Origin of the sequence: Conexibacter sp. W3-3-2 (assembly GCF_009707605.1) — a bacterium.
Lineage (GTDB): Bacteria > Actinomycetota > Thermoleophilia > Solirubrobacterales > Solirubrobacteraceae > Paraconexibacter > Paraconexibacter algicola.
On sequence record NZ_WLYW01000001.1, the window covers coordinates 3,865,462 to 3,892,421 of the forward strand.

Below are 26,960 nucleotides of genomic sequence, written 5' to 3' on the forward strand. Positions count from 1 at the left end.
CCGAGAGTACCCTCCGCGGATGCCCTTCGAGGTCCTGCCGTCCCGCTTGGACGGGCCCAAGCTCCTGCAGCCGACCGTGTTCCCGGACGAGCGCGGCTTCTTCTGCGAGACCTACCGGGAGAACCAGCTCGCCGAGCACGGCATCGACGACGCGTTCGTCCAGGACAACCACTCACGGTCCTCCTACGGCGTCATCCGCGGCATGCACTTCCAGATCGGCGCGGGCTGCGGCAAGCTCGTCCGCTGCGGTCGCGGCACGATCGTGGACGTGGTCGTGGACCTGCGGCGCTCGTCGTCCACCTACGGGGAGTGGGAGGCGTTCGAGCTCTCCGACGAGACCATGCGCGCGCTCTACGTGCCCGTCGGCTTCGGGCACGGCTTCGCGGTGACGAGCGAGGTCGCCGACGTGCTCTACAAGCAGTCCGCCTACTACTCCGCCGAGGTCGAGCGGGGCATCTCGTTCCTGGACCCGGCGGTCGGGATCGACTGGCCGATCCCGCAGGCCGACCGGATCTTCAGCGAGCGCGACGCGGACGCGATGACGCTCGAGCAGTTCGCGGCGTCCGGCGAGCTGCCGGACTGGTGATCGACGCCGTCAGCGTGGCTCGAGCTCGAGCCACGCTGGCGGCCCGTCCGGAACTCCCACACGGCGAGCTGGGCGGTCACGAGTGGCATGAACTGTGCCGCCGGAACGTCTGCGACGAACTCTCGACGCTCCAGATCCCCATCGACGCGTGGGCTGCCGCGAAGGCTCGCGTCAGCGCGTCGGCCGTCGCCCGGACGAGCTTGTCTGCTTCTCAACGATCAGCCGCGCGCTTCGCAAGCCGGGCACAGCCGCGGGTCCAGAAGCACCTTCTCCGCGCCTTCGCAGTCGCTGATGACGAGGCTGCGGCAGTCGAGCGCGGCCTCCAACCTCGGGGGACGCGAACTCCGGGAAGATGAGGCAGCGTTCCGGAAGACCGGCGGCGTCGAGGAGTGCGGTGAGGGCGTCACCTGCCGGCTCGCTCGGCTCGATCGCCACGAGGCGTGACGCGGGGAGTCGTCGTGCCAGTCCGAGGACGTAGAAGCCACCCGCGGACCGGACGTTGACCACTGTCGACGGCTCCCAGGCGATCGCCCGCTCGACCGCGTCGTCGAGCTCCTGCTCGAAGCATCCGAGCACCTTCTGGGGGTACGGATCGACGCGATCGATCACCCAGTCCGGATAAGGTACGACAGGCTGGCGAACGGTCCCGCGACGACCGTCCCGTCGGACTGGTCCCGGACGCGACGATTCGCCCAGCGACTAGGAACAGGCGCTCGGTGTCGAGGCGCTCGAGCAACTCCGTCTCGCGTGCTCGGAGCTGCGCGACCTCGTGCCGGAGCTCGGCGGCCTCCTTCTACGCGCGACGGGACCCGATCACAGGTCCTCTCGCCCGAGGACGATGAGGTCCTGATTGCCGTCGAGCCCGCCGGGGCGGAAGAGCCGGATCGACCAGCCGGGCGTCATGTGCTCGGAGAGCCAGTCCAGCGTGAAGTAGGCATTGCCCCACTCCGGGTCCCGCACCCCCCAATCGCCCTCATCGCCGAACACGTCGATGAAGTGGAAGCCGGATCGGACGAGCTCGGCCGTTGCCTCGGTTGCGCTGCCTTCGGACAGCTCGTCGACGGAGCGGGTCTTCGCGATCGACGTCAGGCCATGCGTCGTCAGGACCAGGCGCCCGTCGGGGCGGATGAGCCGGTGCATCTCCGCGAGCCAGTCGAGAGCCGGCGCGCGGTTGAAGTGCGACCAGATCGAAACGGCGTACACGAAGTCGAGCTCGCCATAGGCGAGATCCAGCGGCGGGCGCTGCGGACTCACGAAGAACTCCGCCATCGGCAGGTGCTTCTGCGCCCACTCGATCGCGGGTCGATTCGGATCGCAGCCGAGGCAGCGGACGTCGTCCCGAGCAGCTGCGATCGCGCGCAGCACGCGCCCGGACGAGCAACCGAAGTCGAGCACTGTTCCCCCGTCGGGGATCGTGTAGCCGGTCTCGGCCGCGGCGTGGACCACGGCGTCCGCGAGCCACGGATCGCCGCCCGCGGCCTGTGGGCCGTGCGCCATCGCGTGGACCTCGGGCGGTGGCATGGCCGCGCTGAGGCCCAGCCGCTCCAGCACGTCGTCCATCCTCGTGTGGGCCGCGATCGCCAGCGCGAGGCGACCACGGTCCGCGTCGGAGGCGACGTCCCACGTCGGACGGAGCTCTCCGGCGGCGTCCGCGATGCGCTCGAGGTCGTCCGTGCCGAGGCGGGCGGTGAGGATCCCGGAGATCGGGGTGTCGTAGCTCGGACCGCGTTCCTGCCGTGCCCCGAGCAGGTCCAGCAGGAGCCGGTCCGCGGACGCGGGGGGCGTGTCCTGCGTCTGAGTTGCGTGCGGGGTGGGGTCCGCGGAGTCTGAGCCTCGGCCGAAGAGCGCCACGGGTCCAACCTAGAGGTTCTCGGCGATCCGCGGGCTCGCGCGCCGGAACACCAGCACGCCGAAGCCGAAGATCACCACGATGACTCCCATCGGGATGAGAAGCCGCGGATACCCGCCGATGATGGTCGCGGCGGTCGGTGCGTCCTGATCGATGACCGCGTGACGCATCTGCGCGAACAGCGCCGAGATCGGATTCAGCAGGAACTCCGCCCGGTAGGAGGCCGGGACGCTCGTCGCGACGAACAGCACCGAGGAGGCGTAGAACAAGATCTGGCTGAAGACCTCCCAGATCGGGAAGACGTCCCGGTAGTGCACGTAGAGCGCGCTCAACAGCATCCCAACCCCGGTCGCGAGCAGGGCGAGCGCGACGACGATCGCCGGCAACTGCAGCCAGTCGAGCGACGGATAGATGCCGTTCGCGAGCGCGAAGATCAGTACGGCGCACAACGTCGTGGCGAGGTTGAGCAATCCCGTGACGAGCACGGAGAGTGGGATGACGACCGGTTCGAAGCTCATCTTGCGCAGGAGGTTCTCGCGGTCGACCAGGGACCGGACGGAGTTCAGCGTGACCTCCGCGAAGAACGAGAAGAGCACCATGGCAAAGAGGATGTACACGCCGTAGTTCTCGACGTTCGCATCGAGGCTCGCGATCTCGGTGAACACGAAGTAGATGACGCCGAAGAAGGCGAACGGGCGGATCAACGTCCACAGCACGCCGAGCACGGAGCCGTAGAACCGGAGCCGGAAGTCGGTGACCGCGAGGGTCCAGACTAGGTTGGCCGTACGGCGGATCTCGCCCCGGCGCGAGGTGATGGTGCGGTCTTCCGGCGAGCTCATGCCCGTGCGATGTCAATGGTGTACGGGAAGTCGACGAGTCCGCCCGAGGTCCGCGTCGCGTGGATCAGCAGAGTCGTCATGTCCTCGCGAAGGTCGAGTGCGTCGGCGCCGGACCCGGCGCGGGCCACGGACGGGGTCAGGAGGTAGGTGGACGGCGCGAACCAGCTCTCGAGCCCGAACCTGACGACGACCTCGTCGCCGCCCGCGAACGTTCCGGAGCTTGCGACCTGTACGTCGCTCGTCGCGACGCAGACCGTGTGGCCGATCTCGTTGCGCAGCGTAATGCCAAAAACGGGATCGACCACGCCGTCGTGGAACCGGACCTTCATCGCGACCTCTAGCTCCTCGCCCTGCAGCAGCTGAGGGACCCGCTGCCCGGCGTGCTCGAACCACGCGTCCGAGATCGTGCAGACGGACTGGTCGCCGTAGCGGCCGTCCTGCGCTGCCTGGGCCGGGGAGTGCACGAGCCGGCCGAAGTTCAGCTCGTTGTAAGCGCGGGCGATGGTGTGCGGCTCGTCGATCGCGAGGACCTCGCCCCGCTCGATGAGCATCGCCCGGTCGCAGAAGCGCTCGGTCGCACCCATGTCGTGCGTGACGAAGACGATGGTCTTCCCGACCTTGCGCAGCCGCGTGAACTCCTCGTAGCACTTCTGCTGGAAGGCGGCGTCGCCCACGGCGAGGACCTCGTCGACGAGCAGGACCTCGGCGTCGACCTGGATCGCGGTCGCGAAGCCCAAGCGGACGGCCATTCCGGACGAGTAGTTCTTGAGCTTCAGGTCGACGAACTCCTCGAGCTCCGCGAACGCGATTACCTGATCGAAGGCTCGGCGCGCCTCCCGGCGGCTCAGGCCGAGCATGACCGCGTTGATGATCACGTTGTCGCGAGCGGTCAGGTCTGGGTTGAACCCGACGCCCAGCTCGATGAACGGCGAGAGGCGCCCGTTGACGGTGACGCTGCCGGCGTCCGGCTTGTAGATCCCGGCGATCGTCTTGAGGAGCGTGCTCTTGCCCGACCCGTTGCGCCCGACGATCCCGAAGAACTCCCCGCGCGCGATCTGGACATCGACGTCCTGCAGCGCATGCAGTTCGTCGTAGGCCATGGAGCGGAAGGGATGCAGTGCCCGCTCCTTGAGCGTGTGGTACTGCTGGTGCGGCAGCTTGAACGACTTCTTGACGTGCGAGATGTCGACCGCGGTCGGTGCGCCGTGGAGGCGCTCGAGCCGTGCGGCCTGCTGGGGGTCGATGCGCTGGGTGGACACGAGCGCTAAACGGTACCGGCCGGTCTGGAGTTTCGCGGTTAAGCGTCGGCTTGTGGCGTGGTGGCCCTCAGCGCCAGCGCTGCAGCGCCGCTGCGGACAGCACGAGCACGTGACCGCCCTCAAGGCGCTCGATGCGCTGCGCCGGCTCGATGTCGTACGGCGGACGCTCGAGGTTCACGGGCGCGAAGTTCCAACGGTCGAAAGTCCGCTGCGAGTTGTCCGGGTTGTCGCTGGACGTGAGCAGGAGCCAACGGAACCGTGAAGCAGCGAGGTTGCGAAGCGCGAGTTCGATCTGAGAGTCGGTCAGGTGGAACAGCACGTCCTTGCACAGGACGACGTCGGCGTCCACGCGGAACCCCGAGGCCGTCAGATCTCCGACGAGGAACCGACCCCAGCCCCGGGAACGGAGTTCCGCAACGAGCTCGGGAACGATGTCTATACCGAGGTAGTCGATCGATCCGTCGATCAGCGACGGGATCTCCTCGATCCAGGTCAGGTCACCGCAGCCGACGTCTGCGATGGAGCGCTCCCCGGCGGCAATCGCGTCCTCGAGCCAGGTCCGGACTCCCGAGGAGTACTCCGGGAGCGAGCCCCGACCTGAGCGCGGCATGCCGGGAATCGCATCCGTCCACACGCCTTCGCGGTAGATGGTCGAGAACAGCTCCTGCAGCTCGTCCGAATCCCGGTCGAGCCGCGAAGCGCGCCGCTCGGAGGCGCGAAGACGTCGACGGCCCAGCGGCGACACATACCCATCGTACCGGGCGGCGCAAAGGCTCTGTACTACGCTCCCCGCTCGATGCGTATCTGCTTCGTGTCCAGAGAGCTCTATCCGTGCGCGGGAGGCGGTATCGCACCGATCGTCGCCGCCGCGGCGGCGCAGCTGTCCGAGATAGCTGAGGTCGTCGTGGTCACGAGCGCGACGGCGCGGGACCGCCTCGAGGAACTCCGCGCGGCGGGCGACCCACGCGTCCTCCCGGAGACGGTCGAAGTGCTCTTCGCGCCGGAGCCCGAGGACGAGGACAAGGGTGGCTTCCTGCACTACATGCACCGCTACTCGGCAGGTGTGCATCGCATCCTGCGCGAGCACTACCGTGATCGCGGACCCGACGTCTTGGAGTTCTGCGACTACCTCGGGGAGGGGCTGGTGACGATCCAGGCCCGCGTGACCTGCGCGCCGTGGCTGGCGCAGACGCTCGTCTGCGTCCGCGTGCACACGACCTCCGAGCTGTGCGCTGTCCTTGACGGCTACGTGCCGGACGAGTTCGAGGTCGAGGCGCTCTTCGACAGCGAGCGGTACTGCCTACGACACGCCGATCGCGTCCTCACCTCCGGCGGAGACGTCCTCGACACGTACCACCGGTACTACGGCACGTCCCAGGTGGCGAACGCGGTCGAGATACCGGACGCCTTCCTCGACGAGTCCGTCGGTGCGCCCGGAAGCCGCGATGGAGGGCCGCTCGGGCACGGGCACCCGGTCCGCCTCCTCTACCTCGGACGCGCGGAGCGCCGCAAGGGTATTCAGGACCTTCTCGCGGCACTGCTGGAGAGCGGACGCCACGACTGGCGGCTCACCCTGGTGGGCGGCGACACCGACACCGGACCACTCGGGACGTCGCTCGGCGCGCAACTACGGCTGCTTGCCGCGGAGGACCCGCGCGTGGACTTCCGAGACGCGATGCCGCGTCCCGCGATCGGCGCGCTCATCCGAGAGCACGACGTCGTGGTCGTGCCATCTCGTTGGGAATGCTGGCCGAACGTCGCGCGAGAGGCGCTGCAGCACAACCGCCCGATCCTTGCGACGCCCGTCGGCGGTCTCGTCGCGATGGTCCGCCCAGGGGTCAGCGGCTGGCTCGCGACCGGTACCACCAGACGCGAGATCGGGACGGCGATCTCGGCGCTCTTGGACGACCCGGACCAGATCACCGAACTTATTGCCGCCGGAGGACCGCGATCGGTCTTTGACGAGCTCACGGACGTCGACGCCCTGCGGCAGCGCTACCGCAGGCTGGCCGACGAGACCGCACAACTGCCGCCGCGACCGGACCGGGACGCCGACCCGCTGGTCAGCGTCGTTGTTCCATACTTCCACATGGACGCCTTCGTCGAGCAGACGCTGGACGCGGTAGCCGCGCAGACCTACGACAACATCGAGACCATTGTCGTCAACGACGGATCCTTCCGGCCCGAGGATCTCGAAGTGCTCGCGCGGGTGGCCTCCCGGCCAGGTGTCCGGGTGGTCTCCCAGGCCAACGCCGGACTGGGCGCCGCCCGCAACTTCGGGGTCTCGCAGGCGGCCGGGAAGTACGTCCTCCCTTTGGATTCGGACGACCTCATCGTCCCGGAGTTCGTCGGTCGTCTCGTCGAGGTTCTCGAGCGTCGGTCCGAACTCGCGTACGTTGGCACATGGGTGCAGTACGTCGACGAGGACGGCGTGCCGTTCGGCGGTGATTCCGACGGGTACATGCCGCTCGGCAACTCCGTCGGGCTGATCCACCGCAGCAACGTCGGTGGCGTCTGCACTAGCCTCTTCCGGCGGGCGGTGTTCCAGAGCGGCCTCCGCTACGACGAGGAGCTGACGTCGTACGAGGACTGGATGCTGCTCCGCGAGATGCACGATCGTCGTCTGGTCGGCGCGATCGTCCCGGAGCGGTTGTTTCATTACAGGATTCGGACGGCGTCGATGACACGGCAGGTCGCGCGCCCGCGTCTTGCTCGGCTCGAAGGGGAGCTGCGCGCGCGCCGCCTCGAGTACGGGACGCGCTGGACGGCCTCCGCGATTGGCGTCGACCGCAGTGCTCCGTCGGAGCACCACGTCGAACTCCCGGCCCCGCCTGCGCCCGATGACCAAGGCGACAGGCTCCTCGCGTCGAACGCGCAGCTGGCCTCCGCGATCGGGAGGCGCGGAGCTGCTGCCGGTGCCGCCCTCGCGGGGCTTGAGGAGGCGCGAGCCCGGGTCACAGAGCTCGAGGCGGAGACGGCTCGATTGCGCACGGAACTCGCGCGCGCTCGTCGGCTGGCGGGTACCACGTGAGCGCTGACCGACTGCTCCCGTCGCTGGACGCGCACCAGCGCGAACAGCTGGCGATCGCGCAGGCGGCGGCGTGCGCGGGCCGCACCGTGCTCGTTCTGGCGGGGGCACACGGAGCCGACCTGTCGGGAGTGGCCGGGGCGGCCCGGAGCTGGACGTCGTACTGGACGACGGCCACCGCCGACCAGTACGAGGCCGCCGATGCACTGATCGTGCAAGACCACAGGGTCGTGCGAGATCCCGATGCCCGTGCACGGCTCGTGGACCGTGTCCGTGCCGGTGCCGCGCTCGTAGCCCGCGTCGGTCCCGACGAGGTTCGCGAGCTCCGCGTGTCGTTGCCCGACCTGCACGTGTACTGGCTCAACCTCGTAGAGGTCTCGTGGATCGCCGCGGAGGGAGCAAGCTCGGCGTCGATCGCCCTCCCCTGTGCCCCCGCTGTGTCCGGTGGGGGAGCCATTGTGGTCCACGACGATCGCACCCCCCCGTCCTCAACTCGTCGCCGACATCGACGGTCATCCATCGCTCGCTACTCGACGCGCTGGCACAGGCCAACGAGGATCTGCGTGCGTCGAACGCCGCACTGAGCGGCGCGGGAGAGCGACGGGTGAGCGCCGCGGCGGCCGCGTTTCAGGCCCGGAACGACGTGGCGCAGGCGCAGCTCGCCGAGGCCCGGCAGGAAGTGGCGGCACTCCGTGAGGAGCTGCAGCGTGCTGCTGAGCGCCTCGAGATCGAGATCGAGGTGGCGCGGACCAATGACGCGCTGTTCCAGGATGCGCGGGCGCAGTTGGGTATTGCCATCGACCGCCACCAGGCCCTGCTCGGCACGAGGCGCTATCGACTGGCGACGCTCATAGGAGACGCGGCAGGACGGGTTCCGGGGCGGCGCATGGCCAGTCGGGCACTACGGCGCGGCTGACGCCGCCGAGTTCCAGCTGGCGGGGGGTACAGGGGCGACCGGCTCGGGGGCCTGCGTCAGCGGTCCGTCGACGACCCGCCCGACAAGTGGCGCGGCGATGACTGCGCCCACTTGTCCCTCGGCCGCGAGCTCGACGACGGCCTGTCGTATCGTCGTGTCCGGATGACCTGCTCGCTCCGCTAGAGGCGGACCGAGCAGCGCGACCGACGCCAACCTGAGCTCGCCGCCGGTGTCCGGACTCGCCGCGCTTCCCAGTGGTGCGTGATGCGGAGCACGACCCCGCGCATACGCGGTGACGTACGCGGGCGGGGAAGCCGTAGCCAGCAGATTGCAGGCGCGTTCCAAAAACGCAGCGTCCAGACGCTGGCCGGCCGTGAGGAGCAAAGCGGGACCGGTCCCGTGCCGCGCGCGTAGTCCGGCCTTCCAACGATCCTCGACCGACACGGAAGCCGACGGGTCGAAGGCGAGGACCGCATGCGCGCGAGCTGCGTCGGCGGAATGCAGGAGCTCCAGCCGACCGCAGACGAGCACGACTTCGACACGCGTCCCGGGCAGCGTCCTTCCCAGGTCGTCAAGCGTTCCGGCAAGGTCGCGGCCAGGAACGACATCGATGACCGCCGTGACGGTCGTCGCCGTCGCCCCAGTCGGCGTGGCGCATCGGGCATCGAGTTTCATGAGGGCGGTGTAGCGCTGGGCCGGGGCCGGACGGGGGAGGCGTTCGTACGCGTCGCGAAGCGCGTCGCCGGCAAGCACGCGATCGAGCGCGGCGGGTGCCTTGAGCAGCGCGCCGAGTCGCTCTCGCAGCCCGGCTCGATCGTCCGGCTCGACGTACCACCCGGTCTCGCCGGTTTCGAGGACGCCTGCGAATCCGCCCTGCGAAGAGGCGAGAGCAGGACGGCGGTGCTCGAGGGCCTCGCGGAGGACGTACCCGAAGCTTTCGAACCGCGACGGGAGCACCACAAGGTCATGCTCGGCGAACCACCGGTGGAGCTCACCGTGCGGCACTTCGTCGACGAAGTCGATGCGGTCGTCACCGTCGGCAATGCGCTCGAGGTGGGCCCGCATCGAACCGCCGCCCGGTCCCGATGCGGTGTCACGACCGATGACGGTCAAGCGCAGCCGCGGGTCGTCGAGCTCGTGGACGACGGACACGAGGTCGTCGATGCCCTTGACCCGCTGGAGACGTCCGACGAACAGGAGCCGGAGCTGGCCGTCGGCTCGCTTGGCCGGCGAGACCATCTGGGACTGGGGCCGGAGCGGGGGCGGGATGACCGCAAGTCGCGGCCCGACGTCGGTCAGGCGGTAGAAGCGCGCGATGGCGTCGGCCGCCGCCGGAGCAGAGGCGATGATTCGATCGGCCAATCGCAAAGCCGTGCGTTCGAGCTCGACGACCGCGCGGCCACTCGACGCTACCGGAAGCTCATCGAGGGCGGAGACGATCTCCCAAGAGGAGTGGAGGCGGACCGCGACAACTGTCCCCTCCAGCGCGGGTTCGCCGCGTCGGGCGGCCAATGTGACCGCGGCGAGCCCGCGGTAGTCCTCGAACTCGACGAGGTCCACCGGTCGCTCCTCGGCCAACGTGACCAGCGCGCGAAAGTACGCGTCGCTCCACGCGTGGAACACCGAGGAGAACGGTGCGATGTCACCGTCCGGGGCGGGCACCCACACGAGACGCACCGACTCCGGCAGCTCTGCGGTGGCGCGTCCCGCGTCGGGGACATGGCCGCGCCACCGTTCGTCAGCGAGAACGGTGACATCGAGCTCCGAGATCAAGGCGCTACTCAACTCGCCGATCATCCGCCCGATGCCCCCGGCCGTCGTGAACGGCCATAGCTCCTGCGTGGCGAAAACGATGTGTCGACGGCGGTCCGAGTGCATCACAATCCAGATGGCAGCGCGGGGGAGCCGCCCGATAGTAGGGGGCGACGGAGCCGATGCCCGACGCTACGCCGACCGCTCATGACGAGCTTGCGCCCAGGAGTACGTGCGGGCGATCCCGTCGGACAGCGACGTCGCTGCGATGAAGCCGAGCTCCTCGCGGGCTCTGCCGACGTCGAGGCACGAGCGCTGGAGCTCGCCGAGGCGGGCCTCGCGGAACTCGGGCTCGAACGCGTCGACCTGCAGGCCGGCGGCCTCGCGCACCGCGGCAACGAGCTGCAGCACGGTGACCTCGGTCTGCGTGCCGACGTTGTAGGCGCCGCGGGCGCCCGGCTGCTCGCCGGCGAGGAGGTTCGCCGCCACGATGTCGTCGACGAAGACGTAGTCCCGTGTCTGGAGACCGTCGCCGAAGATGATCGGTCGGCGCCCCGACGATGCGGCACCGCAGAAGATTGCGATCACGCCCGCGTCCCCGGCTGGGTTCTGACGCGGACCGTAGACGTTGCCGTAGCGCAGCGTGACGGTCTCGAGGCCCCAGAGGCGCCGCATCCACTCGCAGTAGCGCTCGGCGCAGTCCTTGCTCTGGCCGTACGCGGCCATCGGCTGGGTCGGGACCGACTCCGGGGTCGGAATCAGGTCCACGTCGCCGTAGATCGCACCGCCGGTGCTGGTGTTCACGAACCGCTGGACCCCGACCCGCCGGGCCGCCTCGAGCAGGTTGACGGTCCCGATCACGTTGATGGACGCGTCGATGCCCGGGGTCTCGATCGAGACCCGGACGTCGGCCTGCGCAGCGAGATGGAACACGTGCGAGGGGCGTTCCGCGTCGAATACGGCGGTGACCTCGTCGGCATCGCGGATGTCGACGACGTGGAGCCGCGCTCCGCGTTCGATCGCAGCGTCGAGGTTCGCGCGGTCCCCGCTCCAGAGGTTGTCGATCACCGCCACCTGATCGCCGCGCTCGAGCAGCGCGTCGACGAGGTTGGAGCCGATGAAGCCGGCGCCGCCGGTCACGAGAGCCTTCATGCGCGCAATGTAGCCGTGCCCACCGACCGACCCCCGCGCCGGTCGTCCAGGGCGATCTTCGCCGCGACGACCGCGCACAACAGACCGGTCGCCACCGCCGGAAGCTCGTAGCGGTAGTTGACGATCATGGCCAGGACGAACAACCCCAGCTGGTAGGTCCACGCGGTGACCGCCAGCCAGCCAACTACGGACGAGGCGCCGCCGCGACGAAGCAGGTACGCGGCTGCGAACATCGCGAGCAGCAGATACACGAACGGTCGGTGCGGCCACCGCCCGTCGAGCTGCTCGTTGGAGGTGAAGGCCTTCTGATAATCGAGGAGCGCGCGGTTCAGCGTCATGAAGGTCGGCGCATACCCCTTGGTGTTGGGATCGATCCCCGGGTGATAGATGAACGTGGGGGCGCGCGTCACGGCCAGTTGTCGCAGCCAGGCGTCCCAGCGCACGCCGAGGTACGTCCACGGGTGGTCCAGGATCGCCGTCCGCCATGCTTCCTGTATGTCCTCCAGTTGCTGCTCGTCGTGCGGGACCGGCGTGGCGGCTGTCGGACCGAAGAACATCGCGTTCGCGCCGTCGAGAGTAGACTGCGCTGCCAGCACCTCCACGTCGCCGGAGCGGAAGACCGAGCGGGGGATCAGCGACCTGCCTTCGCGCTCGGACATGAGCGCGAGGTCGAACAGGAACAGTTGCTGCTCCGGCGCATTCTGCTTGACCCCTGCCGCGCGGACGATGACGACCTGCGAGAGTGCGAGCGTTAGGGCGAGTCCACCTCCGACGGCGCTTACGATCACCAGTCGCATGACGGGGCCTCGTGACGCCAGCCGGGGCCCGAGCACCATCGCCGTGGCGATCGCGAAGGCGACTGCCACGCCCGTCAGGGCGTTCTGCCGGACGGCGAGGCAAAAGAACCCGACGACGAGGACCCCGATGAGCGACCTGCGTCGCAAAGGCTCGGGCCCGCGGTGTGCAAGCGCGAGAAGGCCGAAGGCGAGCACCGACAGCGACAGGTACCACGTGTCGCGACCCAGAAGACCCATTCCGCCCAGAACCGGCGGAGACAGCATGACCAGGCTCGAGGTCAACGACGCGCCGAGAGGCCCGAAGCCGACCCTGGCGATCAGATAAGCGCCGACGAGGAAGGTTCCGATCTGCAGTGCGAGGATCCATCCGACACCCACCCCCAACGGCCAGACGAGCTTCCAGAGCCAGAGCAGGATGGGAGCGTGCTGATCGTTGATGGGGATCTCGCCCTGCGCCTGCTGCAGCATGTAGAACGAGTCCGCGCTCATGTGGCTCGGCCAGAAAGCCAGGCAGGCAAGGAGCCAGGCGACGATCAGCGGCGAGCGCGACGCGAGATACCTGCCCGCCGTCGCGGTCATGGTGTGCCGCCCTTCAGCGGGCATGGCCAATCCGCTGCGGCCGGCGAGCGAGGACCAGGTACTGCGCGCCGACGGGCGTCCGTGCGAGCGGCGTCTCCAACCGCCGCAGGCCGCGCAGGGCGCTCGGGAACACGAACTGGAAGTCGGTGCGGACGATCTCGAGGCCGTTGCGTCGCAGGAGCTTCCTGGCCACCGGAGCGCTAAGCGTCTGGGCGTCACGGTCGAACGGGATCCGCCGCATGATCAGTCGTGTCCCGGGGTTCCACGGGTTGTTCTCCCAGAACGCGAAGAGGCCCCCGGGCCGCAGGGACCGACGCACATAGGTGACCGCCGAGTCTCGTTCCTCCGGGGGGGATGTGATGGAAGACCCCGTTGCAGTAGGCGAGGTCGAACATCTCCTCGAGAGGCTCTTCGAGCGGGATGAACGCTGTGCCCGGCGAGGCGAAGTCGCGGCGTGCCACGTCGAGCAGCCCTCGGGAGACATCGGTGCCAACGACCGACTCGACCCCGTCGAGTCCGAGCAGCAACGGGGTCGTCGATCCTGTCCCACAGCCGAAATCCAGCGCTGCGCTGGGATGGTGCCCGAGTTGGAGCAGGCGACGCGCCGTCCACGTGACCCGCGCCTGGGCGAAGTAAGCGCCATCTTCCCCGGACAGGCTGATCCCCTTTTCGAGGGCCGCCTCGTAGTCATCGGCGAACTCATCGAACTCCGCCGGGCGGTTCATCGACGGGAGAGGCCCAGGACGCTGATGAAGAAGCCCGACAGCACGGTCTGCAGGCCAAGCGCCGTCAGCGTGACGCCAGGCACCACCAGACGCATGGTGTCCGCGTAATTGAGCTGCCCGAAGTCCCCAAGTCGCCATTCGTTGACGGCGACGAGGAGCAGGCCGATCCCGATGACGATCGCGACTGCCCCGACGAGGAGCGCGCGCTCGAGGGTCAGGATGCGCCCGACCTGATCGATCCGGGGGTCAGGGGGCAGCAGGCGCTCGCTGATCGCGAACACCTTCGTGGACAGCGCGAACAGGATCGACTGATACCCGCAGATCAGAGCGAGGCTCGAGACGAGGAGGGTGTGCGCATCGAAGTCGACGCCGAACGCCTCCAAACGGGGGAGCGCGAGGGCGTATCCAAGAGTGCCGAGCAGCAGCAGAAGCAGGCCGGGGAGCAGGAACAGCCATCGCGGGCTGTACAGGAGGAAGAACCGCAGCGTGCGCCACCCGTCGCGGAACGTGCGCAGATGGGGAGCATGCGCCTTCCGTCCGTCGGGATGAAGGGTGATCGGGACCTCGGCGATGTCGGCGCGCGTAATGCTCGACTTGATGATCATCTCCGTCGCGAACTCCATGCCCGTGCACCGCTGCTCCAACGAGGTGTAGTGCTCCTTGGTGAACCCGCGCATCCCGCAGTAGATGTCGTTGATGGGTGCGCGGAACCAGGTCCGGGCCATCCAGGAGAACATTGGGTTCCCCCAGCGGCGGTGCAGCACGGGCATGGCCCCCGGGAGCACGGTGCCGCCGCCTCGCGGCAGGCGGCAGCCCTGTACGAGGTCGTGGCCGTTGCGGAGCGCGTCGACGAACTTCGGGAGCTCGAGGAAGTCGTAGCTGTCGTCGGCGTCTCCCATCAGCACAAACCGGCCGCGGGCTGCGGTGATCCCACCCATCAATGCGCTTCCATAGCCGCGTGCGTGCACGTCGACGACACGAGCGCCCAGCTCACGCGCGATGTCCTGGCTCCCGTCGGTGCTGCCGTTGTCCGCCACGATAATCTCGGCCACCACACCGTGCGACTCGACCGCCTGCTGGGCCTTGCGAATGCAGGTCTCAAGCGTGTCCGCCTCGTTGAGGCATGGCATGACGACTGATAGCTCCGGCGGGGCGGCGCCTTCCATCGCGGGCGCGAGTCGCTCGAGGCTTTCGCCTACGGTGAGGTTCTGATCTGGGTGGATTCAAGTGGTCGTCGCAACGCCTCGATGTGAGGAGTCGCGATGGGACGGCCGGCTGGGTGGATGACGGAATTGACGGGGCGATCACCGATGAAGTCGCCGGGGCATCCGTCGCATCGTCGCGAGGTAGAGCTGTGGTTCTGGCGTGAGATCGCCAAGGGGCTGAGCAGCGAGGACGCCGCGGCGGCGGTTGGGGTCTCTTCGGCTGCTGGCAGCCGGTGGTTCCGAGAACGTGGCGGGATGGCCACGCTGCTGCGCGACCCGGCGACATGCCGGTACCTGTGTTTCGCTGAGCGCGAGGAGATCGCGTTGCTGCGTGCCGAGGGCCGCGGGGTGCGCGAGATCGCCAGGGAGATCGGTCGGTCGCCGTCGACGATCTCCAGGGAGCTGCGCCGCAACGCCGCGACCCGGGGCGGCAAGCTGGAGTACCGCGCGTCGGTGGCTCAGTGGAAGGCTGAGCTCTTGGCCGCCCGGCCTAAGACCGCGAAGCTCGCCGCCAACGAGCCGCTGCGTGAGTACGTGCAGCAGCGGCTCGCTGGAGAGATCTGCCGGCCCGACGGTGCCGTGTGCGGACCGCAGACTGCGCCGTGGAAGGGCCGCAACAAGCCGCATCGTGGAGACCGTCGGTGGGCGCATGCGTGGAGTCCTGAGCAGATCGCCGCGCGGCTGCGCGTGGACTTCCCGGATGATCCGAGCATGCGCATCTCGCACGAGGCGATCTACCAGTCGCTGTTCGTGCAGAGCCGAGGCGCGCTGAAGCGCGAGCTCGTCGCGTGTCTGCGTACCGGCCGCGCGCTCAGGGTTCCTCGCGCCCGTGTCGGTCAGCGCAGCAAGGGCCACATCACCGACGAGGTGATGATCACCGAGCGCCCGGCCGAAGCCGATGATCGGGCAGTACCCGGGCACTGGGAAGGCGACTTGATTATCGGCACCGGCCGCTCGGCGATCGGCACCCTGGTCGAGCGCAGCAGCCGCTTCACGATGCTGTTGCACTTGCCTGCCCCTGAGGGGGCGGGCAAGCGGCTCAAGCACGGGCCGGCCGTCACGGGCGCCGGCGCCGAGCAAGTCCGGGACGCGATCGCGGCCCAGCTCGCTGGGCTGCCCGAGCAGCTGCGCCGCTCGTTGACCTGGGACCAGGGCAAGGAGCTCGCGCAGCACGCTCGCCTGAAGATCGACACCGGCCTTCAGGTGTACTTCTGCGACCCGCAGAGCCCGTGGCAGCGCGGAACCAACGAGAACACCAACGGGCTGCTCAGGCAGTACTTCCCGCGGGGCACCGATCTCGCCCGGCACAGCCTCGAAGACCTCGCCGCGGTCGCCGACGCGCTCAACAGCCGGCCCCGAAAGACACTCGGCTGGAAGACCCCAGCCGAGGTCCTCGACGAGCACCTCGCCGCCGCAGAGTCAAGTCGCGTGTTGTGGTGTAGCTCGCTCGTCGGGTACATCGCGGCGTGTCAGGCCGTGTGGAGGGGGCTCTTCTCCTCTCGGATCGCGTTGGGGGTGTCGCTGAGGTGAGCCCGGAGGGCGAGCCGAGGCGAGACCCCCAACGCGTGCAGCCTCCAGCGGAGGGGGTCAGGCCGCAAGGCTCGCGACCTCCAGGTCGTGGACCTCGTCGGCGTCCTCGATGGGGCCCGCCAGGACGACCGCCATCGACTCTTCGGAGAGGTAGCGCCGGCAGGTCAGCCACTCGTCGTTCTGCTCGATCAGGACGGCGCCGCAGAGCCGGATCGCGGACGCGTCGTTGGGGAAGATCCCGACGACATCCGAACGCCTGCCGATCTCCTTGTTGACCCGTTCCAGCGGGTTGGTCGAGCGCAGCTTGCTCCAGTGCGCTTTCGGGAACGCGTAGAACGCCAGGAGGTCCTCTTCGGCAGCATCGAGCAGCTCGCAGACCTTCGGAGCGACCGGTGCGAGGCGATCGAGCAGTTCGCCGACGCGGCGGCGCGCCTCGGTGCCGTCGGCGGCCTGGAAGACCTCGCGCAGGCCAGCGCTGATCAGGCCGCGCTCGTTGCGGCGGCAGTGGCCGTGCATGTTGCGGACGAAGTGCACGGTGCAGCGCTGCCACGGCGCGTCCAGGACCTGCGCGATCGCCGCCTTCAGGCCTTCGTGGTGGTCGCTGATCGCGAGCTGCACCCCGTGCAGCCCACGGGCTTTCAGCGAGCGCAGGAACGCCACCCAGAACGGGCCCGACTCGACCTGGCCGATATCCAGGCCGATCACCTCCCGCACCCCGTCCTGATTGACCGCGTAGGCGACCACCAGCGCCTTCGAGACAACCCGGCCGCGCTCGCGGACCTTGACGTGCTTGGCATCCAGCCACAGGTACGGATAGGCGTCCGTGAGCTCGCGCTCACGGAACTCGGCCACCAGCTCGTCCAGATCACGACAGAGCCGGCTGACGCGGTCCTTGCTCATCGCCCCGATCCCCAGCTGCTCCACCAGCCGATCGACCTTGCGGGTGCTGACGCCGTTGACGTAGGCCTCCATCACCACGCTCACGATCGCCTGCTCACACCGGCTCCGAGGCTCCAGGAAGCTCGGGAAGTACGACGGCCCGGACCGCGTCCTGGGGATCGCCAGCTCGATGCTCCCCACCCGGGTGTCCCACGCCCGCTGGCGGTACCCGTTGAGATTCGCGACGCGGTCCTCGGACCGCTCACCGCGGCCCGCCCCGGTCAGCTGCGCGACCTCGGCCTCCATCAACTCACGCACGACCAGCGCGACCGCGTCGCGCAACAGATCTCCGTGCTCGCCGCTCATCGCTCGCGCAACGACATCGGCAGGGGTCATCATCCGGTCCTCGGCCATCGTGGTGCTCCATTCATCGATCCTGTGGAAGGGACCGACGAGCATGGACACCACGGTGGTCGGACTACGTCCGGACCCGGTGTCCTCCTACACCACTTCTACCGACGTGACCCGCCGCAGCCTGACGCGCCCCGCCTTCTCTGAGCAAGGAGGGGGGCCGTCACGGGCCGCGCGCGTGGCTATCGCCGCTGCGGCCTCGCCCTACGGGCTCGGCCTCCGCGACGACAGCCACGCGATGCGCTTCCAGCAGGACGCGGGGGCGCTACGGTTCGTTCACCAAAAGCCTGGTGTTGCGACGACCCCTTGAGTCCGGGCTGTCATTCCCATTCGCTTCGTCGAGCGTCCCCGGTTGTGAGTGTCACATACTCTTCCGGCGAAAGGTCGGCTGCATGATCCCCGCGGAAGTCATCTCGCTCGACCGCTTCCGGAGGCTCGGCGGACCCCGATGATGCACGCGCGTGCCAAGCGCCTCGCCCTCCTCGCGTGCATCCTCGGCTCGGCGGTCGTGTTCGTGGACTCGACGGTGGTGAACGTCGCGCTGCCCGCGTTGCAGGAGGATCTCGACGCGTCGCTCGCCGGGCAGCAGTGGGTCGTGGAGTCCTACCTGCTGACGTTGAGCGCGCTCATCCTCACCGGCGGCTCGCTGGGCGACCTGTTCGGCCGACGTCGCGTCTTCGCGCTCGGCATCGGCGGGTTCGGCGTCACGAGCGTCCTGTGCGCGATCGCGCCGACGGTGGAGACGCTCATCGCCGCGCGCACGCTGCAGGGCGTGGCGGGGGCGCTGCTGGTGCCGAGCACGCTGGCGATCCTCACCGAGATCCATCGCGACCCGCACGAGCGTGGTGCGGCGATCGGGTCGTGGACGGCGTGGACGAGTGGCGCGATCGCGCTCGGCCCGCCGCTCGGCGGCCTGCTGGTCGATGCGGTGTCCTGGCGGCTGATCTTCGCCATCAACGTGCCGGTGGTGGCGGTCACGCTGTGGTTGACGTTGCGGCACGTCCCGGCGCTGGCCCCGCGCACGACGGACGGTCGGCACGTCGACGTGGTCGGCTCGGCGCTCGCCGCGTTCGGCCTCGGCGGGGTGGTGCTGGGGATGATCGAGCAGCCGGTGCACGGCTGGGGCGACCCGCTGGTGTGGGCACCGCTCGGGCTCGGTGTCGCGCTGCTCGCCGGCTTCGTGGCGTACGAGCGTCGCACGCCGAACCCGATGCTGCCGCTGTCGCTGTTCGCCGAGCGGGGCTTCGCGGCCGCGAACGCCACGACGCTGACGGTGTACGCCGGCCTCGGGGCGGCGACGTTCTTCGTCGCGTTGTTCCTGCAGCAGGTGGCGGGCTACGACGCGGTGGAGGGCGGACTCGCCCTGACGCCCGTGACGCTGATGATGGTGACGTTGTCGCGCCGCTGGGGGGCGCTCGCGGAGCGGGTCGGCGCGCGGCTGCTGATGACGGCGGGCCCGGCGATCATGGCCGCGGGGATGCTCCTCTACCTGCGGGTCGACGAGCGCGGCGACTACCTGGCGGACGTGCTGCCCGCGGTCCTCGTCTTCGGCCTCGGGCTGTCGATGACCGTCGCGCCGCTGACGGCGGCGGTCCTCGGGGCGGTCGACGACCGGCACGCCGGGGTCGCCAGCGGGGTGAACAACGCGATCGCGCGGGTCGCGGGACTGCTCGCGATCGCGGGCGTCGGTGCGGTCGTGTCGGGCCGGCTCGGGGCGGCGACCTTCGGGGACGCGGCGCCCGCCGACGCGCTCGACGCCTTCCACGCAGGGATGGTGGTGAGCGCCGCGTTGCTGGTGCTGGGCGCGCTGACCGCCCTGCTGGCGCTGCGGCCGGGCGCCGCCGCGCGCTGAGGTCCGGCACAATCCGTGGTCGTGCGCGACCGTCTTCTCGCCTTCCAGGAACGCCATCCGATCACGCCCGAGCGCTACACGAGGATCGCGTTCGCGGCGCTCGTGCTGCTGTCGCTCATCGTGTTCACGGGCGCGGCGGTGCGGCTCACCGGCTCCGGCCTGGGCTGCCCGACGTGGCCGAAGTGCACGGAGACCTCGGTCCACTCGTCGCTCGACACGCACGGCGTGATCGAGTTCGGCAACCGGCTGCTGACGTTCGTGGTGTCCGCCGGGACGGTCGCCGCCTGGCTGGGCGTGTTCCTCGTGAAGCCCGCCCGCCCGGACCTGAAGTACCTGGCGCTGTCGCTCCCGCTCGGCGTGGTGCTGCAGGCGGTCATCGGCGGCCTGTCGGTCCTGTTCCAGCTCGCGCCGGGCTGGGTCATGACCCACTACCTCGTCTCGATGGTCCTGCTGATCTGGGCGTTCGACCTGTGGTGGCGCTCCTCGCGCTCGCCGGAGGAGGTCCGGGCCGCGGGCACCGACCGCACGCTCGTGATCGGGATGCGCGTCCTGTACGTGATGGCGTTCGTCGCGATCGCGCTGGGGACCATCTCGACGGCGGCCGGCCCGCACGCGGGCGCCTCGGGCACCGGGGAGTTCGTCGGCCGCTTCGACTGGTTCGGCGACGACACGCTGCGGCTGATCATCCACGTGCACGGCGTCGTCGTGACCGTGCTCGGCCTGCTCACGATCGCCGCGTGGTTCCGCGCCCGCACGCACGGCTCGCAGGAGCTGCGTACGACGCTGCTGCTCACGCTCGCGCTGATGGCCGCGCAGGGCGTCCTGGGCATCGTGCAGTACCAGCTCGAGCTGCCGGCCGAGCTCGTCTGGGTCCACGTGGCGCTCGCGACGCTCACCTGGGTGGGATTCGTGCACGGGCGTGCCGCCGCCGGCCGGCTGCCGGAGCGCGCGCCCGCGGCGCGCGAGATGGTCGGCCAGACCGCCTGACCACAAGAGCGTCTATGCGCCCACTTGCGGGCGGGGACCCCAACTCTTCGCCCGTTCGTGCGTTGGTGCTGCCGGGACCGGATGAACGACCTCCTGACGTTGACCGAGCGCCATGACGGCGACACCGTGGTCCTCGCCCTGCGCGGCGAGGCCGATCTGCTGACCGCGCCGCCGGTCGGCGACCGCGTGCGCGAGCTCGTCGAGGCGGGGGAGGAGCACCTCCAGGTCGACCTCACGGAGCTGAGCTTCCTGGACTCCACCGCGGTCGGCGTGCTGCTGCGCGCCCGGCGCGAGTCGGTCGACGCCGGGGCCTCGTTCGACCTCGTCTGCCCCGAGGGCCCGGCGCACCGCGTGCTCGACCTGCTCGGGCTGCTCCCCGCCTTCGGGCTCGCCGTCTAGGACGACCAGCCCCGCGCGCGGTCCTGTGCCAGCGCCCGCCAGAGCGCGAGGATCTCGCCGAGCGCGCGCGCCATCTCCCACGGGATGAGCCGGCCGCCGGCCACGTCGGCCCACGCGCGCAGCGGCTCCTCGACGATCTCCTCGCTGCGGAACCCCGGCGTCGCCAGCAGCCGCCCGAGCAGCTCGACGTCGAACGCCCAGCGGGTGCGGAACGGCCGGGCGAGCGCCGCCTCGAGCGCCGGGGTGCGGCGCAGCGCCTTGGCGCCGCACTGCGTGTCGTAGACCGGCAGGTCGAGCGCGAGCGACGCGACCGTCGCGTACACCCGCCCGAGGTAGTGGCGGCTGGCGGAGCGGCGGATGTCGCGGCCGAGCAGCGCGACGCGCGAGGCCAGCAGCACCGAGGTGTCCGGGCTGCGGTCCAGCAGGTCGAGCAGGCGCAGCATCTCCTCTCCGGGGGTGGCGAAGTCCGCGTCGAAGTAGGCGAGCCGCTGCGCGCCCGTGTCGAGTGCGGCGAGCAGTCCGTGGCGGACCGCCTCGCCCTTCCCGCGGTTGCGCGCGAGCGTCAGCGCGCGGACGTGCGGGCTGTCGGCGGCCAGCTCGGCGAGCAGTGCGGGGGTGCCGTCGGTGCTGCCGCTGTCCACGAGCAGGACGTCCGCGCTGTGGGTGAGCGCGAGGACGCCGTCGCGGGGCAGCCGTCGCGCCTCGTCGAAGCAGGGGATGACGATGGTCGCCCGGGCGGGGTCCGCCGGGGGCACGCCCTAGAGGACCGCGCCGACGATCGACGGCGCCAGCTGGACGGCCGCGAGGAGCAGCGCTCCGGTGAGCCCTCCGAGGACGACCGGGATCATCGCGGTGCGGCGCCGTCTCCAGGCGCGACGAGACCGCTCTCGGCGAGAGAAGGCGCTTGCGTAGATGTGCATGGGCCTGGCCATGGACGACACCCTCGTGCGCGATGAAACGTAGGGCGGCCCGCGGACGCAAGGATCGTTCGGCCCCGACCCCGCAAACTCCGCGGTACCGTTGACCGGGAAGACGACCACCGTCAGTGCTTGGGGGCAGGCATGGACAGCAGCAGGACCGGCGACGGCACCGACCGTCGACCGAGCGAGACCGCGCGGACGACCGTCGCCGCCCGCGTCCTCGGGGTGAGCCCGAACACGCTGCGCTCCTGGGAGCGGCGCTTCGGCGTCCCGGTCGCGCGGCGCAGCCCCGGCGGGCACCGCGTCTACGACCTCGGGGAGCTCGAGGCGCTGGCCGTCGGCCTCCAGGAAACCGGGGACATCCGGGCCGCGGTCGCCCGCACCCGCGCGATGGCGAGCACCACGCCGGCCCGCCAGGTGCTGACCGCGGCGCTGCGACGGTTCGCCGACGACGCGATCATCGACCAGCTCGAGCGCCAGAGCGTGCTGCGCGGGGTGGAGGCGACGCTCGACGAGCTGGTGGTGCCGGCGGTCGAGGCGCTCGAGGACGGGTCGGCGGAGCTCGAGCACGCCGGGCGGGTGGTCCGCCGCTGGTGCGAGCTCGTCGCGCGGCTCCAGCCGCCGGTGCGCCCGGACGCGCCGCGAGTGCTCGTGCAGGAGGGCGCCCCGGCGACGGTCGCGGTCGCCACCTCGGCGGTGCTGGCCCTCGCGGTGCGCCGGGTCGGGCTGCAGCCGCTCGTGCTGACCGTGGCGACCGGGCCGGAGGGCTGGGCGCGCGCGGTGCGCGTCACGCAGGCCCGGGCGGTCGTCCTCGGCGGACGCGACCGCGGCCGCCTCACGGCGATCGCGGAGCGCCTCGCGTCGGCGGCGCGCCCGCCCGCCCTGTGCCTGACGCACGGGGCGGTGCTGGACGCGGACCTCGATGTCGTCCGGCTGCCGCCCGGGACGGCGGCGGCGGCCCAGGCGCTCGCGGCGCTGCCGGGGCCGCCGACCGCGACGTCCCCGGGGGACGCCGCGGTCGCCTGACCGGGAGCCGTTCCCCGCCTACGCCTCGGCGCGGACCGGGGCCGTGGCGGGCTCGAGCGCGACCTCGAGCACCTCGCCGATCGTCATGACCGGGTGGAACGTCATCTGCTCGCGAACGTCCTGCGGCACGTCGTCGAGGTCGCCGCGGTTGCGCTCGGGCAGGATCACGTCGGTGATGCCGGCCGCGTGCGCGGCGAGCACCTTCTGCTTGAGCCCGCCGATCGGCAGCACCCGGCCCTGCAGCGTCACCTCGCCGGTCATGCCGACCGTGTGCTTCACCGGCCGGCCGCTGAGCAGCGACGCCAGCGCGGTCACCATCGTGACGCCCGCGCTCGGCCCGTCCTTGGGGATCGCGCCGGCCGGGACGTGCACGTGGAACTCGCGGTCCACGAACGCGTCGTCGGAGATGCCGAGCTCGTCGGCGTGCCCGCGCACGTAGGTGAGCGCGATCCGCGCGGACTCCTTCATCACGTCACCGAGCTGCCCGGTCAGCGTCAGCCCGCCGAGGCCCTTGCCGGCCATCTCCGTCGCCTCGACGAACAGCACGTCGCCGCCGACACCGGTGACCGCCAGGCCGGTCGCGACGCCCGGCACCGCGGTGCGGGCGGCCGCCTCCTGGAAGACCTTCTGGCGGCCCAGCGCCTCCCGGATCTGCTCGAGGTCGATCGTGATCGCGTCGGCCTCCTCCTGCTCCTGCGCGGTGCGGGAGGCGATCCGCGTGGCGGTCTTGCGCAGCAGCGTGCCGAGCTCGCGCTCGAGCTGCCGGACCCCGGCCTCGCGGGTGTACTCGGCGACGATCGTCCGCAGCAGGTCCTCGGTGATCGCGACCTCGCCCTCGCGCAGCCCGTTGCGCTCCCGCTGGCGCGGGAACAGGTAGTCGCGGGCGATCGCGGTCTTCTCCATGACGGTATAGCCGTCGAAGCGGATGACCTCCATGCGGTCCAGGAGCGGACCGGGGATGGTCTCCGCCTGGTTGGCGGTGGCGACGAACAGGACCTGGGAGAGGTCGAGCTCGAGGTCGAGGTAGTGGTCGCGGAAGGTCGAGTTCTGCGCCGGGTCGAGCACCTCGAGCAGCGCCGCGGTCGGGTCGCCGCGGTAGTCGGCGCCGACCTTGTCGATCTCGTCGAGCAGGATCACCGGGTTCATCGTCTTCGCGTCGCGCAGGGCGCGGACCAGCCGGCCCGGCAGGGCGCCGATGTACGTCCGGCGGTGGCCGCGGATCTCGGCCTCGTCCCGCACGCCGCCCAGCGACATGCGGACGAACTCGCGGCCCGTGGCCTTGGCGATCGACTCGCCGATCGACGTCTTGCCCGTGCCGGGGGGCCGATCAGGGTGAGGATCGCGCCCGACTTCTTGTCGGACTCGATCCCGCGTTCCCGCCGGAGCTTCTCGATCGCCACGTACTCGACGATGCGGTCCTTGACGTCGTCGAGCCCGAAGTGGTCGCCGTCGAGCGTCTCGCGCGTGAACTGCGGGTCGAGCTTCTCCTCGCTGGTGACGCCCCACGGGACGGCGATGAGCCAGTCGAGGTAGGTGCGGATCATCTGCGCCTCGGAGCCGCCGCCCTCACCGGCGCGCTCGAGCCGGGCGAGCTCCTTCTCGGCCTGCTCGCGGACGTGCTCGGGCATGTCGGACTCGTCGATCTTGCGCCGGTACTCGTCGACGAACGACGCGTCGTCCTCGCCGAGCTCGCGGCGGATCGACTCCATCTGCTTGCGCAGCAGGTACTCGCGCTGCTGCTTCTGGGCGCCGGACTCGACGTCCTCGCGGATGCGCCGACGGATCTGCAGCTGCGTGAGCCGCTCGCGCTGGTACTCGAGCGCCAGCTCGAGCCGCTCGGTGACGTCGGTGGTCTCGAGCAGCTTCACCTTCTGCTCGAAGGTCAGGTCGGGCGCGTAGCCGGAGGTGTCGGCCAGGGCGCCGGGCTCGGCGATCGAGCGGACGAAGCCGGCGATGCGGCCGTCGTCGCCGCGCAGCTCGAGCAGCTCGTCGACGACGGCGCGGTACTCGCGCTCGAGGTCGCGGGTCCTGCCGTCGACGGGCGTGGCGTCGGGGGACTCGGTGACCTCGGCGCGCAGCTTGCCCATCGGGTCGTTGTGCGCGGCGCCGATGATGCCGCGGGAGATGCCCTCGAGGACCGCGCCGCGCGCGCCTCCGGGGAGCCGGACGCTGTCGCGGACGGCGGCGATGGTGCCGACGGAGGCGTACTCGCCCTCGTGGCGGGGGACGAGCAGGACGCGGTCCTCGTCGCCGACGTCGACCGGGAGGGTGACGTCCATCGTCGGGAAGATGACCGTGTCGTCGAGCGGGATGAGCAGAAGAGACGCCATGTTGTACGGATCCTTTGAGGAGTTCAACCGTTGCTTGCGCAAACGGTACCACAGTGCGTATAGTGATCTGCGTCGAACGGACTGAGATCGTCTGCTTGCTGCGCTGAAGGTAGCAGGGAGGGGTGACCGGCTCCGCGACAGGATTCCCGCGCCGCTCGCGGAACGTGTGTCGAGCCTCACGGAGTCCTCACGTAACGCGACGCACGTACCGACGTTGAATGAGAGCCATGCACGCCTTCCACGCCCACGAGACCCTCAAGGAGCTGCGCGCCGAGCGCGACGCCGTGGTCGCGGGCGCCGTGACCCTGGACGGCCCGACCCTCGCGGAGCTCGACGAGATGATCCGCGAGGCCGAGGTCCACTGGGTCGGTGCCGCGGTCACCGAGATCGCCACGCTCCGCGCGCAGCTGTCCGGCCCGCAGGTCGGCTGACGCCGACCCAGGCCCGACCGACCGGTCGGTCGCCCTCAGCGCGCGGCGACGCGCGTCACGCCCGTGATCGTCCCCTGGTAGAGGACGCGTCCGGGCACGATCGTCGGCGCCAGCTGCAGGGTGTCCGCCGCCGCGCCCCGCCCGATCGTGCGACGCGCCGCGACCTCGCCCGTCTCGGCGTCCAGCGCCACCGCGTCGTAGGAGTCGAGCAGCCCCGGTGCGCCTCCGGGCACGAACGGCCGACGGTCGATCGTGTACAGCAGGCCGTCCCCTGTGCTCAGGCGCGGCACGGCCGAGGAGCGCACGCGGTTCTGCCACCGCACGTCGCACCCCACGCCACCCGGGCGCAGGTCCACCCGCGTCATCCCGCCGGTGAAGTCGGCGGTCGCGGGCCGCGCGGGCTCGACGCCCGAAGGCTGCGCGGGGTACGGGTAGCCGTAGGTCGAGGCGACGAAGATCGACCGGCCCGAGCCGACCGGCGAGTTCTCCGTGCCTGACAGGCCGCCGGTGAGCACGGGGATGTCGCACACGATCCGCGGCCGCTTGGCGCCGCGCCGCCCCCGGGCGGTCGGCCGGGCGCGCGCGGCCGTGTCGAAGACCAGCAGCCGCTCGTTCGGGGCGCCGTTGTCCGTGATCGCCAGGTAGCGGGCGCCGTCGCGCGGGCCGAAGAAGGTCGGCGTGGCGCCGGTCCCGCGGCTCAGCTGCCCCGGCTTGCGCGCCGGGCCCCGGTCGTAGGCGGCGCGCCACACGATCTTCGCGCGCCCGTCGCGCGTCGCGGTCAGCAGGTACAGCGCGTGGTCGGTCGCGATCGCGGTCGCCCCGGGGGCCGTCGCGATCGAGTTCGCGACGATCTCGCCCTCGCCCAGGCGCAGGGTCTGGACCTCCTCGGTCCGCGGGTCGACGAAGCCGACGACGCCCCGCGCCGTGGCGAACCACACCCGCCCGCGCCAGTCCGGCGCCGAGCCGACCACGCCGCCGCACGCCTCCGGGCACAGCCGCTCGAGCGTCCGGCCCACCGGGATCGAGGATGCGATCCGCAGCCCCGGTCCGTCGTGCGCGACGCGCAGGAGGTTCGCCTGCCCGTCGAAGACCACGACCCGGTCCTCGTGGTCGAGGTACGGGTAGACGCCGCCGAAGACGTTCCCCGAGGCCGACAGCGCCAGGGACGCCACGGGCGCGCCGGTCGCCGGGTCGAGCTCGTACACCGTCGGGCGCCGGGTCGTGATCGCGGTGCACAGCGCCAGCGGGACCCCGTCGCGGCCCTGCAGCACGGTCGGGCACGCGGCGCCGAGCGTCTGCGCCCGGACGTCCAACGGCCCCGTCCCGGGTCCCGGGAAGGGCGTGGCGTCGGACTGCGCGCTGTCGCCGTGCATCGTCGCCGCGCCGGTCGGGGCGGTGAACGGGTTCGGTGGAGCGAACGGGCCGAAGGCGGCCGAGGCGCCGGGGGCGCAGACGAGTAGGCCGAGCGTCGCGAGCAGGGCCGGAGTCAGGAGCAGGAAGCGCACCCC

The 26,960-nt window shown here is 70.5% G+C and carries 22 protein-coding genes and 2 pseudogenes; 8 read left to right on the forward strand and 16 right to left on the reverse strand.

Annotated features, from left to right (window positions below; genetic code table 11):
- Positions 1–19 precede the first annotated feature (19 nt).
- On the forward strand, positions 20–586 hold the full coding sequence (rfbC, locus tag GKE82_RS18570; RefSeq protein ID WP_154734317.1) for a dTDP-4-dehydrorhamnose 3,5-epimerase: 567 nt from the start codon (positions 20–22) through the stop codon (positions 584–586).
- 171 nt (positions 587–757) lie between these two features.
- On the opposite strand, the gene GKE82_RS18575 is transcribed toward rfbC, so the two are convergent.
- From GKE82_RS18575 to GKE82_RS18595, 5 genes are all read right to left on the reverse strand, one after another.
- Entirely contained in the window at positions 758–1,195 is a 438-nt protein-coding gene (locus GKE82_RS18575) for a hypothetical protein (protein ID WP_154734318.1), read from the reverse strand.
- A gap of 204 nt (positions 1,196–1,399) precedes the next feature.
- On the reverse strand, positions 1,400–2,137 hold the full coding sequence (locus tag GKE82_RS18580) for a bifunctional 2-polyprenyl-6-hydroxyphenol methylase/3-demethylubiquinol 3-O-methyltransferase UbiG (RefSeq protein ID WP_196189310.1): 738 nt from the start codon (positions 2,135–2,137) through the stop codon (positions 1,400–1,402).
- 309 nt (positions 2,138–2,446) lie between these two features.
- Complete coding sequence (locus GKE82_RS18585) at positions 2,447–3,274, reverse strand: ABC transporter permease (RefSeq protein ID WP_154734320.1); 828 nt, start codon at positions 3,272–3,274, stop codon at positions 2,447–2,449.
- Positions 3,271–4,533 (reverse strand): ABC transporter ATP-binding protein, encoded by a 1,263-nt coding sequence (locus tag GKE82_RS18590; protein WP_154734321.1) that lies wholly within the window; start codon positions 4,531–4,533, stop codon positions 3,271–3,273. The genes GKE82_RS18585 and GKE82_RS18590 overlap by 4 nt, the downstream gene beginning before the upstream one ends.
- Positions 4,534–4,600: 67 nt before the next feature.
- Positions 4,601–5,278 (reverse strand): class I SAM-dependent methyltransferase, encoded by a 678-nt coding sequence (locus GKE82_RS18595; protein WP_154734322.1) that lies wholly within the window; start codon positions 5,276–5,278, stop codon positions 4,601–4,603.
- Between the two features lie 51 nt (positions 5,279–5,329).
- Between GKE82_RS18595 and GKE82_RS18600 the strand changes: the two genes are divergently transcribed.
- Positions 5,330–7,564: a glycosyltransferase gene (locus tag GKE82_RS18600; RefSeq protein ID WP_154734323.1), complete on the forward strand. Its 2,235-nt coding sequence runs from the start codon at positions 5,330–5,332 to the stop codon at positions 7,562–7,564.
- Between the two features lie 523 nt (positions 7,565–8,087).
- Here GKE82_RS18600 and GKE82_RS18605 read toward each other — a convergent pair.
- The 7 genes from GKE82_RS18605 to GKE82_RS18635 form a co-directional block, all read right to left on the reverse strand.
- Complete coding sequence (locus GKE82_RS18605) at positions 8,088–8,369, reverse strand: hypothetical protein (RefSeq protein WP_154734324.1); 282 nt, start codon at positions 8,367–8,369, stop codon at positions 8,088–8,090.
- A gap of 93 nt (positions 8,370–8,462) precedes the next feature.
- The gene (locus tag GKE82_RS18610) at positions 8,463–10,355 is read right to left on the reverse strand and encodes a glycosyltransferase family 4 protein (RefSeq protein ID WP_154734325.1); all 1,893 of its coding nucleotides are present in this window, start codon (positions 10,353–10,355) and stop codon (positions 8,463–8,465) included.
- Between the two features lie 66 nt (positions 10,356–10,421).
- A complete protein-coding gene (locus GKE82_RS18615; RefSeq protein WP_154734326.1) occupies positions 10,422–11,381 on the reverse strand; it encodes an NAD-dependent epimerase/dehydratase family protein in 960 nt (319 codons plus the stop codon).
- Entirely contained in the window at positions 11,378–12,757 is a 1,380-nt protein-coding gene (locus GKE82_RS18620; RefSeq protein WP_154734327.1) for a hypothetical protein, read from the reverse strand. The genes GKE82_RS18615 and GKE82_RS18620 overlap by 4 nt, the downstream gene beginning before the upstream one ends.
- A gap of 13 nt (positions 12,758–12,770) precedes the next feature.
- On the reverse strand, positions 12,771–12,950 hold the full coding sequence (locus GKE82_RS18625; protein WP_154734328.1) for a hypothetical protein: 180 nt from the start codon (positions 12,948–12,950) through the stop codon (positions 12,771–12,773).
- 22 nt (positions 12,951–12,972) lie between these two features.
- Positions 12,973–13,482: a class I SAM-dependent methyltransferase gene (locus GKE82_RS18630; RefSeq protein ID WP_154734329.1), complete on the reverse strand. Its 510-nt coding sequence runs from the start codon at positions 13,480–13,482 to the stop codon at positions 12,973–12,975.
- Entirely contained in the window at positions 13,479–14,648 is a 1,170-nt protein-coding gene (locus GKE82_RS18635) for a glycosyltransferase family 2 protein (RefSeq protein ID WP_154734330.1), read from the reverse strand. Before GKE82_RS18635 ends, GKE82_RS18630 begins: the two co-directional genes overlap by 4 nt.
- 117 nt (positions 14,649–14,765) lie before the next feature.
- Between GKE82_RS18635 and GKE82_RS18640 the strand changes: the two are divergent.
- A pseudogene (locus tag GKE82_RS18640) lies at positions 14,766–16,118 on the forward strand (IS30 family transposase); the annotation flags it as partial.
- A 156-nt stretch (positions 16,119–16,274) separates the two neighbouring features.
- Here GKE82_RS18640 and GKE82_RS18645 read toward each other — a convergent pair.
- Positions 16,275–17,510 (reverse strand): IS256 family transposase, encoded by a 1,236-nt coding sequence (locus GKE82_RS18645; RefSeq protein ID WP_154735015.1) that lies wholly within the window; start codon positions 17,508–17,510, stop codon positions 16,275–16,277.
- 445 nt (positions 17,511–17,955) lie between these two features.
- On the opposite strand from GKE82_RS18645, the gene GKE82_RS18650 reads away from it, so the two are divergent.
- The 3 genes from GKE82_RS18650 (at position 17,956) to GKE82_RS18660 (ending at position 20,745) form a co-directional block, all read left to right on the forward strand.
- The gene (locus tag GKE82_RS18650; RefSeq protein ID WP_230316222.1) at positions 17,956–19,359 is read left to right on the forward strand and encodes a DHA2 family efflux MFS transporter permease subunit; all 1,404 of its coding nucleotides are present in this window, start codon (positions 17,956–17,958) and stop codon (positions 19,357–19,359) included.
- A gap of 21 nt (positions 19,360–19,380) precedes the next feature.
- Positions 19,381–20,346 (forward strand): heme A synthase, encoded by a 966-nt coding sequence (locus tag GKE82_RS18655; RefSeq protein WP_154734331.1) that lies wholly within the window; start codon positions 19,381–19,383, stop codon positions 20,344–20,346.
- An 81-nt stretch (positions 20,347–20,427) separates the two neighbouring features.
- Positions 20,428–20,745, forward strand: coding sequence for an STAS domain-containing protein (locus GKE82_RS18660; RefSeq protein ID WP_154734332.1), 318 nt, complete (start codon positions 20,428–20,430; stop codon positions 20,743–20,745).
- Here the strand turns inward: GKE82_RS18660 and GKE82_RS18665 are convergent.
- A complete protein-coding gene (locus GKE82_RS18665; protein ID WP_154734333.1) occupies positions 20,742–21,500 on the reverse strand; it encodes a glycosyltransferase in 759 nt (252 codons plus the stop codon). The genes GKE82_RS18660 and GKE82_RS18665 overlap by 4 nt on opposite strands.
- 306 nt (positions 21,501–21,806) lie before the next feature.
- On the opposite strand from GKE82_RS18665, the gene GKE82_RS28995 reads away from it, so the two are divergent.
- Positions 21,807–22,691 (forward strand): MerR family transcriptional regulator, encoded by an 885-nt coding sequence (locus GKE82_RS28995; RefSeq protein ID WP_230316223.1) that lies wholly within the window; start codon positions 21,807–21,809, stop codon positions 22,689–22,691.
- Positions 22,692–22,709: 18 nt separating this feature from the next.
- Here the strand turns inward: GKE82_RS28995 and lon are convergent.
- Positions 22,710–25,021: pseudogene (gene lon / locus GKE82_RS31590) on the reverse strand (endopeptidase La).
- A 227-nt stretch (positions 25,022–25,248) separates the two neighbouring features.
- Between lon and GKE82_RS18680 the strand changes: the two are divergent.
- Positions 25,249–25,452 carry a hypothetical protein gene (locus tag GKE82_RS18680; protein ID WP_107568561.1) on the forward strand — a complete coding sequence of 68 codons (204 nt, stop codon included), beginning with the start codon at positions 25,249–25,251 and terminating at the stop codon, positions 25,450–25,452.
- A gap of 35 nt (positions 25,453–25,487) precedes the next feature.
- On the opposite strand, the gene GKE82_RS18685 is transcribed toward GKE82_RS18680, so the two are convergent.
- A complete protein-coding gene (locus tag GKE82_RS18685; protein ID WP_154734334.1) occupies positions 25,488–26,957 on the reverse strand; it encodes a hypothetical protein in 1,470 nt (489 codons plus the stop codon).
- Positions 26,958–26,960: the final 3 nt, after the last annotated feature.

Excerpts from the sequence above, each read along its gene's own strand:
- GKE82_RS18645 (WP_154735015.1), bottom strand. The coding sequence starts at position 17,510 with ATGGCCGAGGACCGGATGATGACCCCTGCCGATGTCGTTGCGCGAGCG.
- GKE82_RS18650 (WP_230316222.1), top strand. The coding sequence starts at position 17,956 with ATGATGCACGCGCGTGCCAAGCGCCTCGCCCTCCTCGCGTGCATCCTC.
- GKE82_RS18680 (WP_107568561.1), top strand. The coding sequence starts at position 25,249 with ATGCACGCCTTCCACGCCCACGAGACCCTCAAGGAGCTGCGCGCCGAG.
- GKE82_RS18585 (WP_154734320.1), bottom strand. The coding sequence starts at position 3,274 with ATGAGCTCGCCGGAAGACCGCACCATCACCTCGCGCCGGGGCGAGATC.
- GKE82_RS18660 (WP_154734332.1), top strand. The coding sequence starts at position 20,428 with ATGAACGACCTCCTGACGTTGACCGAGCGCCATGACGGCGACACCGTG.
- GKE82_RS18635 (WP_154734330.1), bottom strand. The coding sequence starts at position 14,648 with ATGGAAGGCGCCGCCCCGCCGGAGCTATCAGTCGTCATGCCATGCCTC.
- GKE82_RS18610 (WP_154734325.1), bottom strand. The coding sequence starts at position 10,355 with ATGCACTCGGACCGCCGTCGACACATCGTTTTCGCCACGCAGGAGCTA.
- rfbC (WP_154734317.1), top strand. The coding sequence starts at position 20 with ATGCCCTTCGAGGTCCTGCCGTCCCGCTTGGACGGGCCCAAGCTCCTG.
- GKE82_RS28995 (WP_230316223.1), top strand. The coding sequence starts at position 21,807 with ATGGACAGCAGCAGGACCGGCGACGGCACCGACCGTCGACCGAGCGAG.
- GKE82_RS18620 (WP_154734327.1), bottom strand. The coding sequence starts at position 12,757 with ATGACCGCGACGGCGGGCAGGTATCTCGCGTCGCGCTCGCCGCTGATC.
- GKE82_RS18600 (WP_154734323.1), top strand. The coding sequence starts at position 5,330 with ATGCGTATCTGCTTCGTGTCCAGAGAGCTCTATCCGTGCGCGGGAGGC.
- GKE82_RS18615 (WP_154734326.1), bottom strand. The coding sequence starts at position 11,381 with ATGAAGGCTCTCGTGACCGGCGGCGCCGGCTTCATCGGCTCCAACCTC.
- GKE82_RS18630 (WP_154734329.1), bottom strand. The coding sequence starts at position 13,482 with ATGAACCGCCCGGCGGAGTTCGATGAGTTCGCCGATGACTACGAGGCG.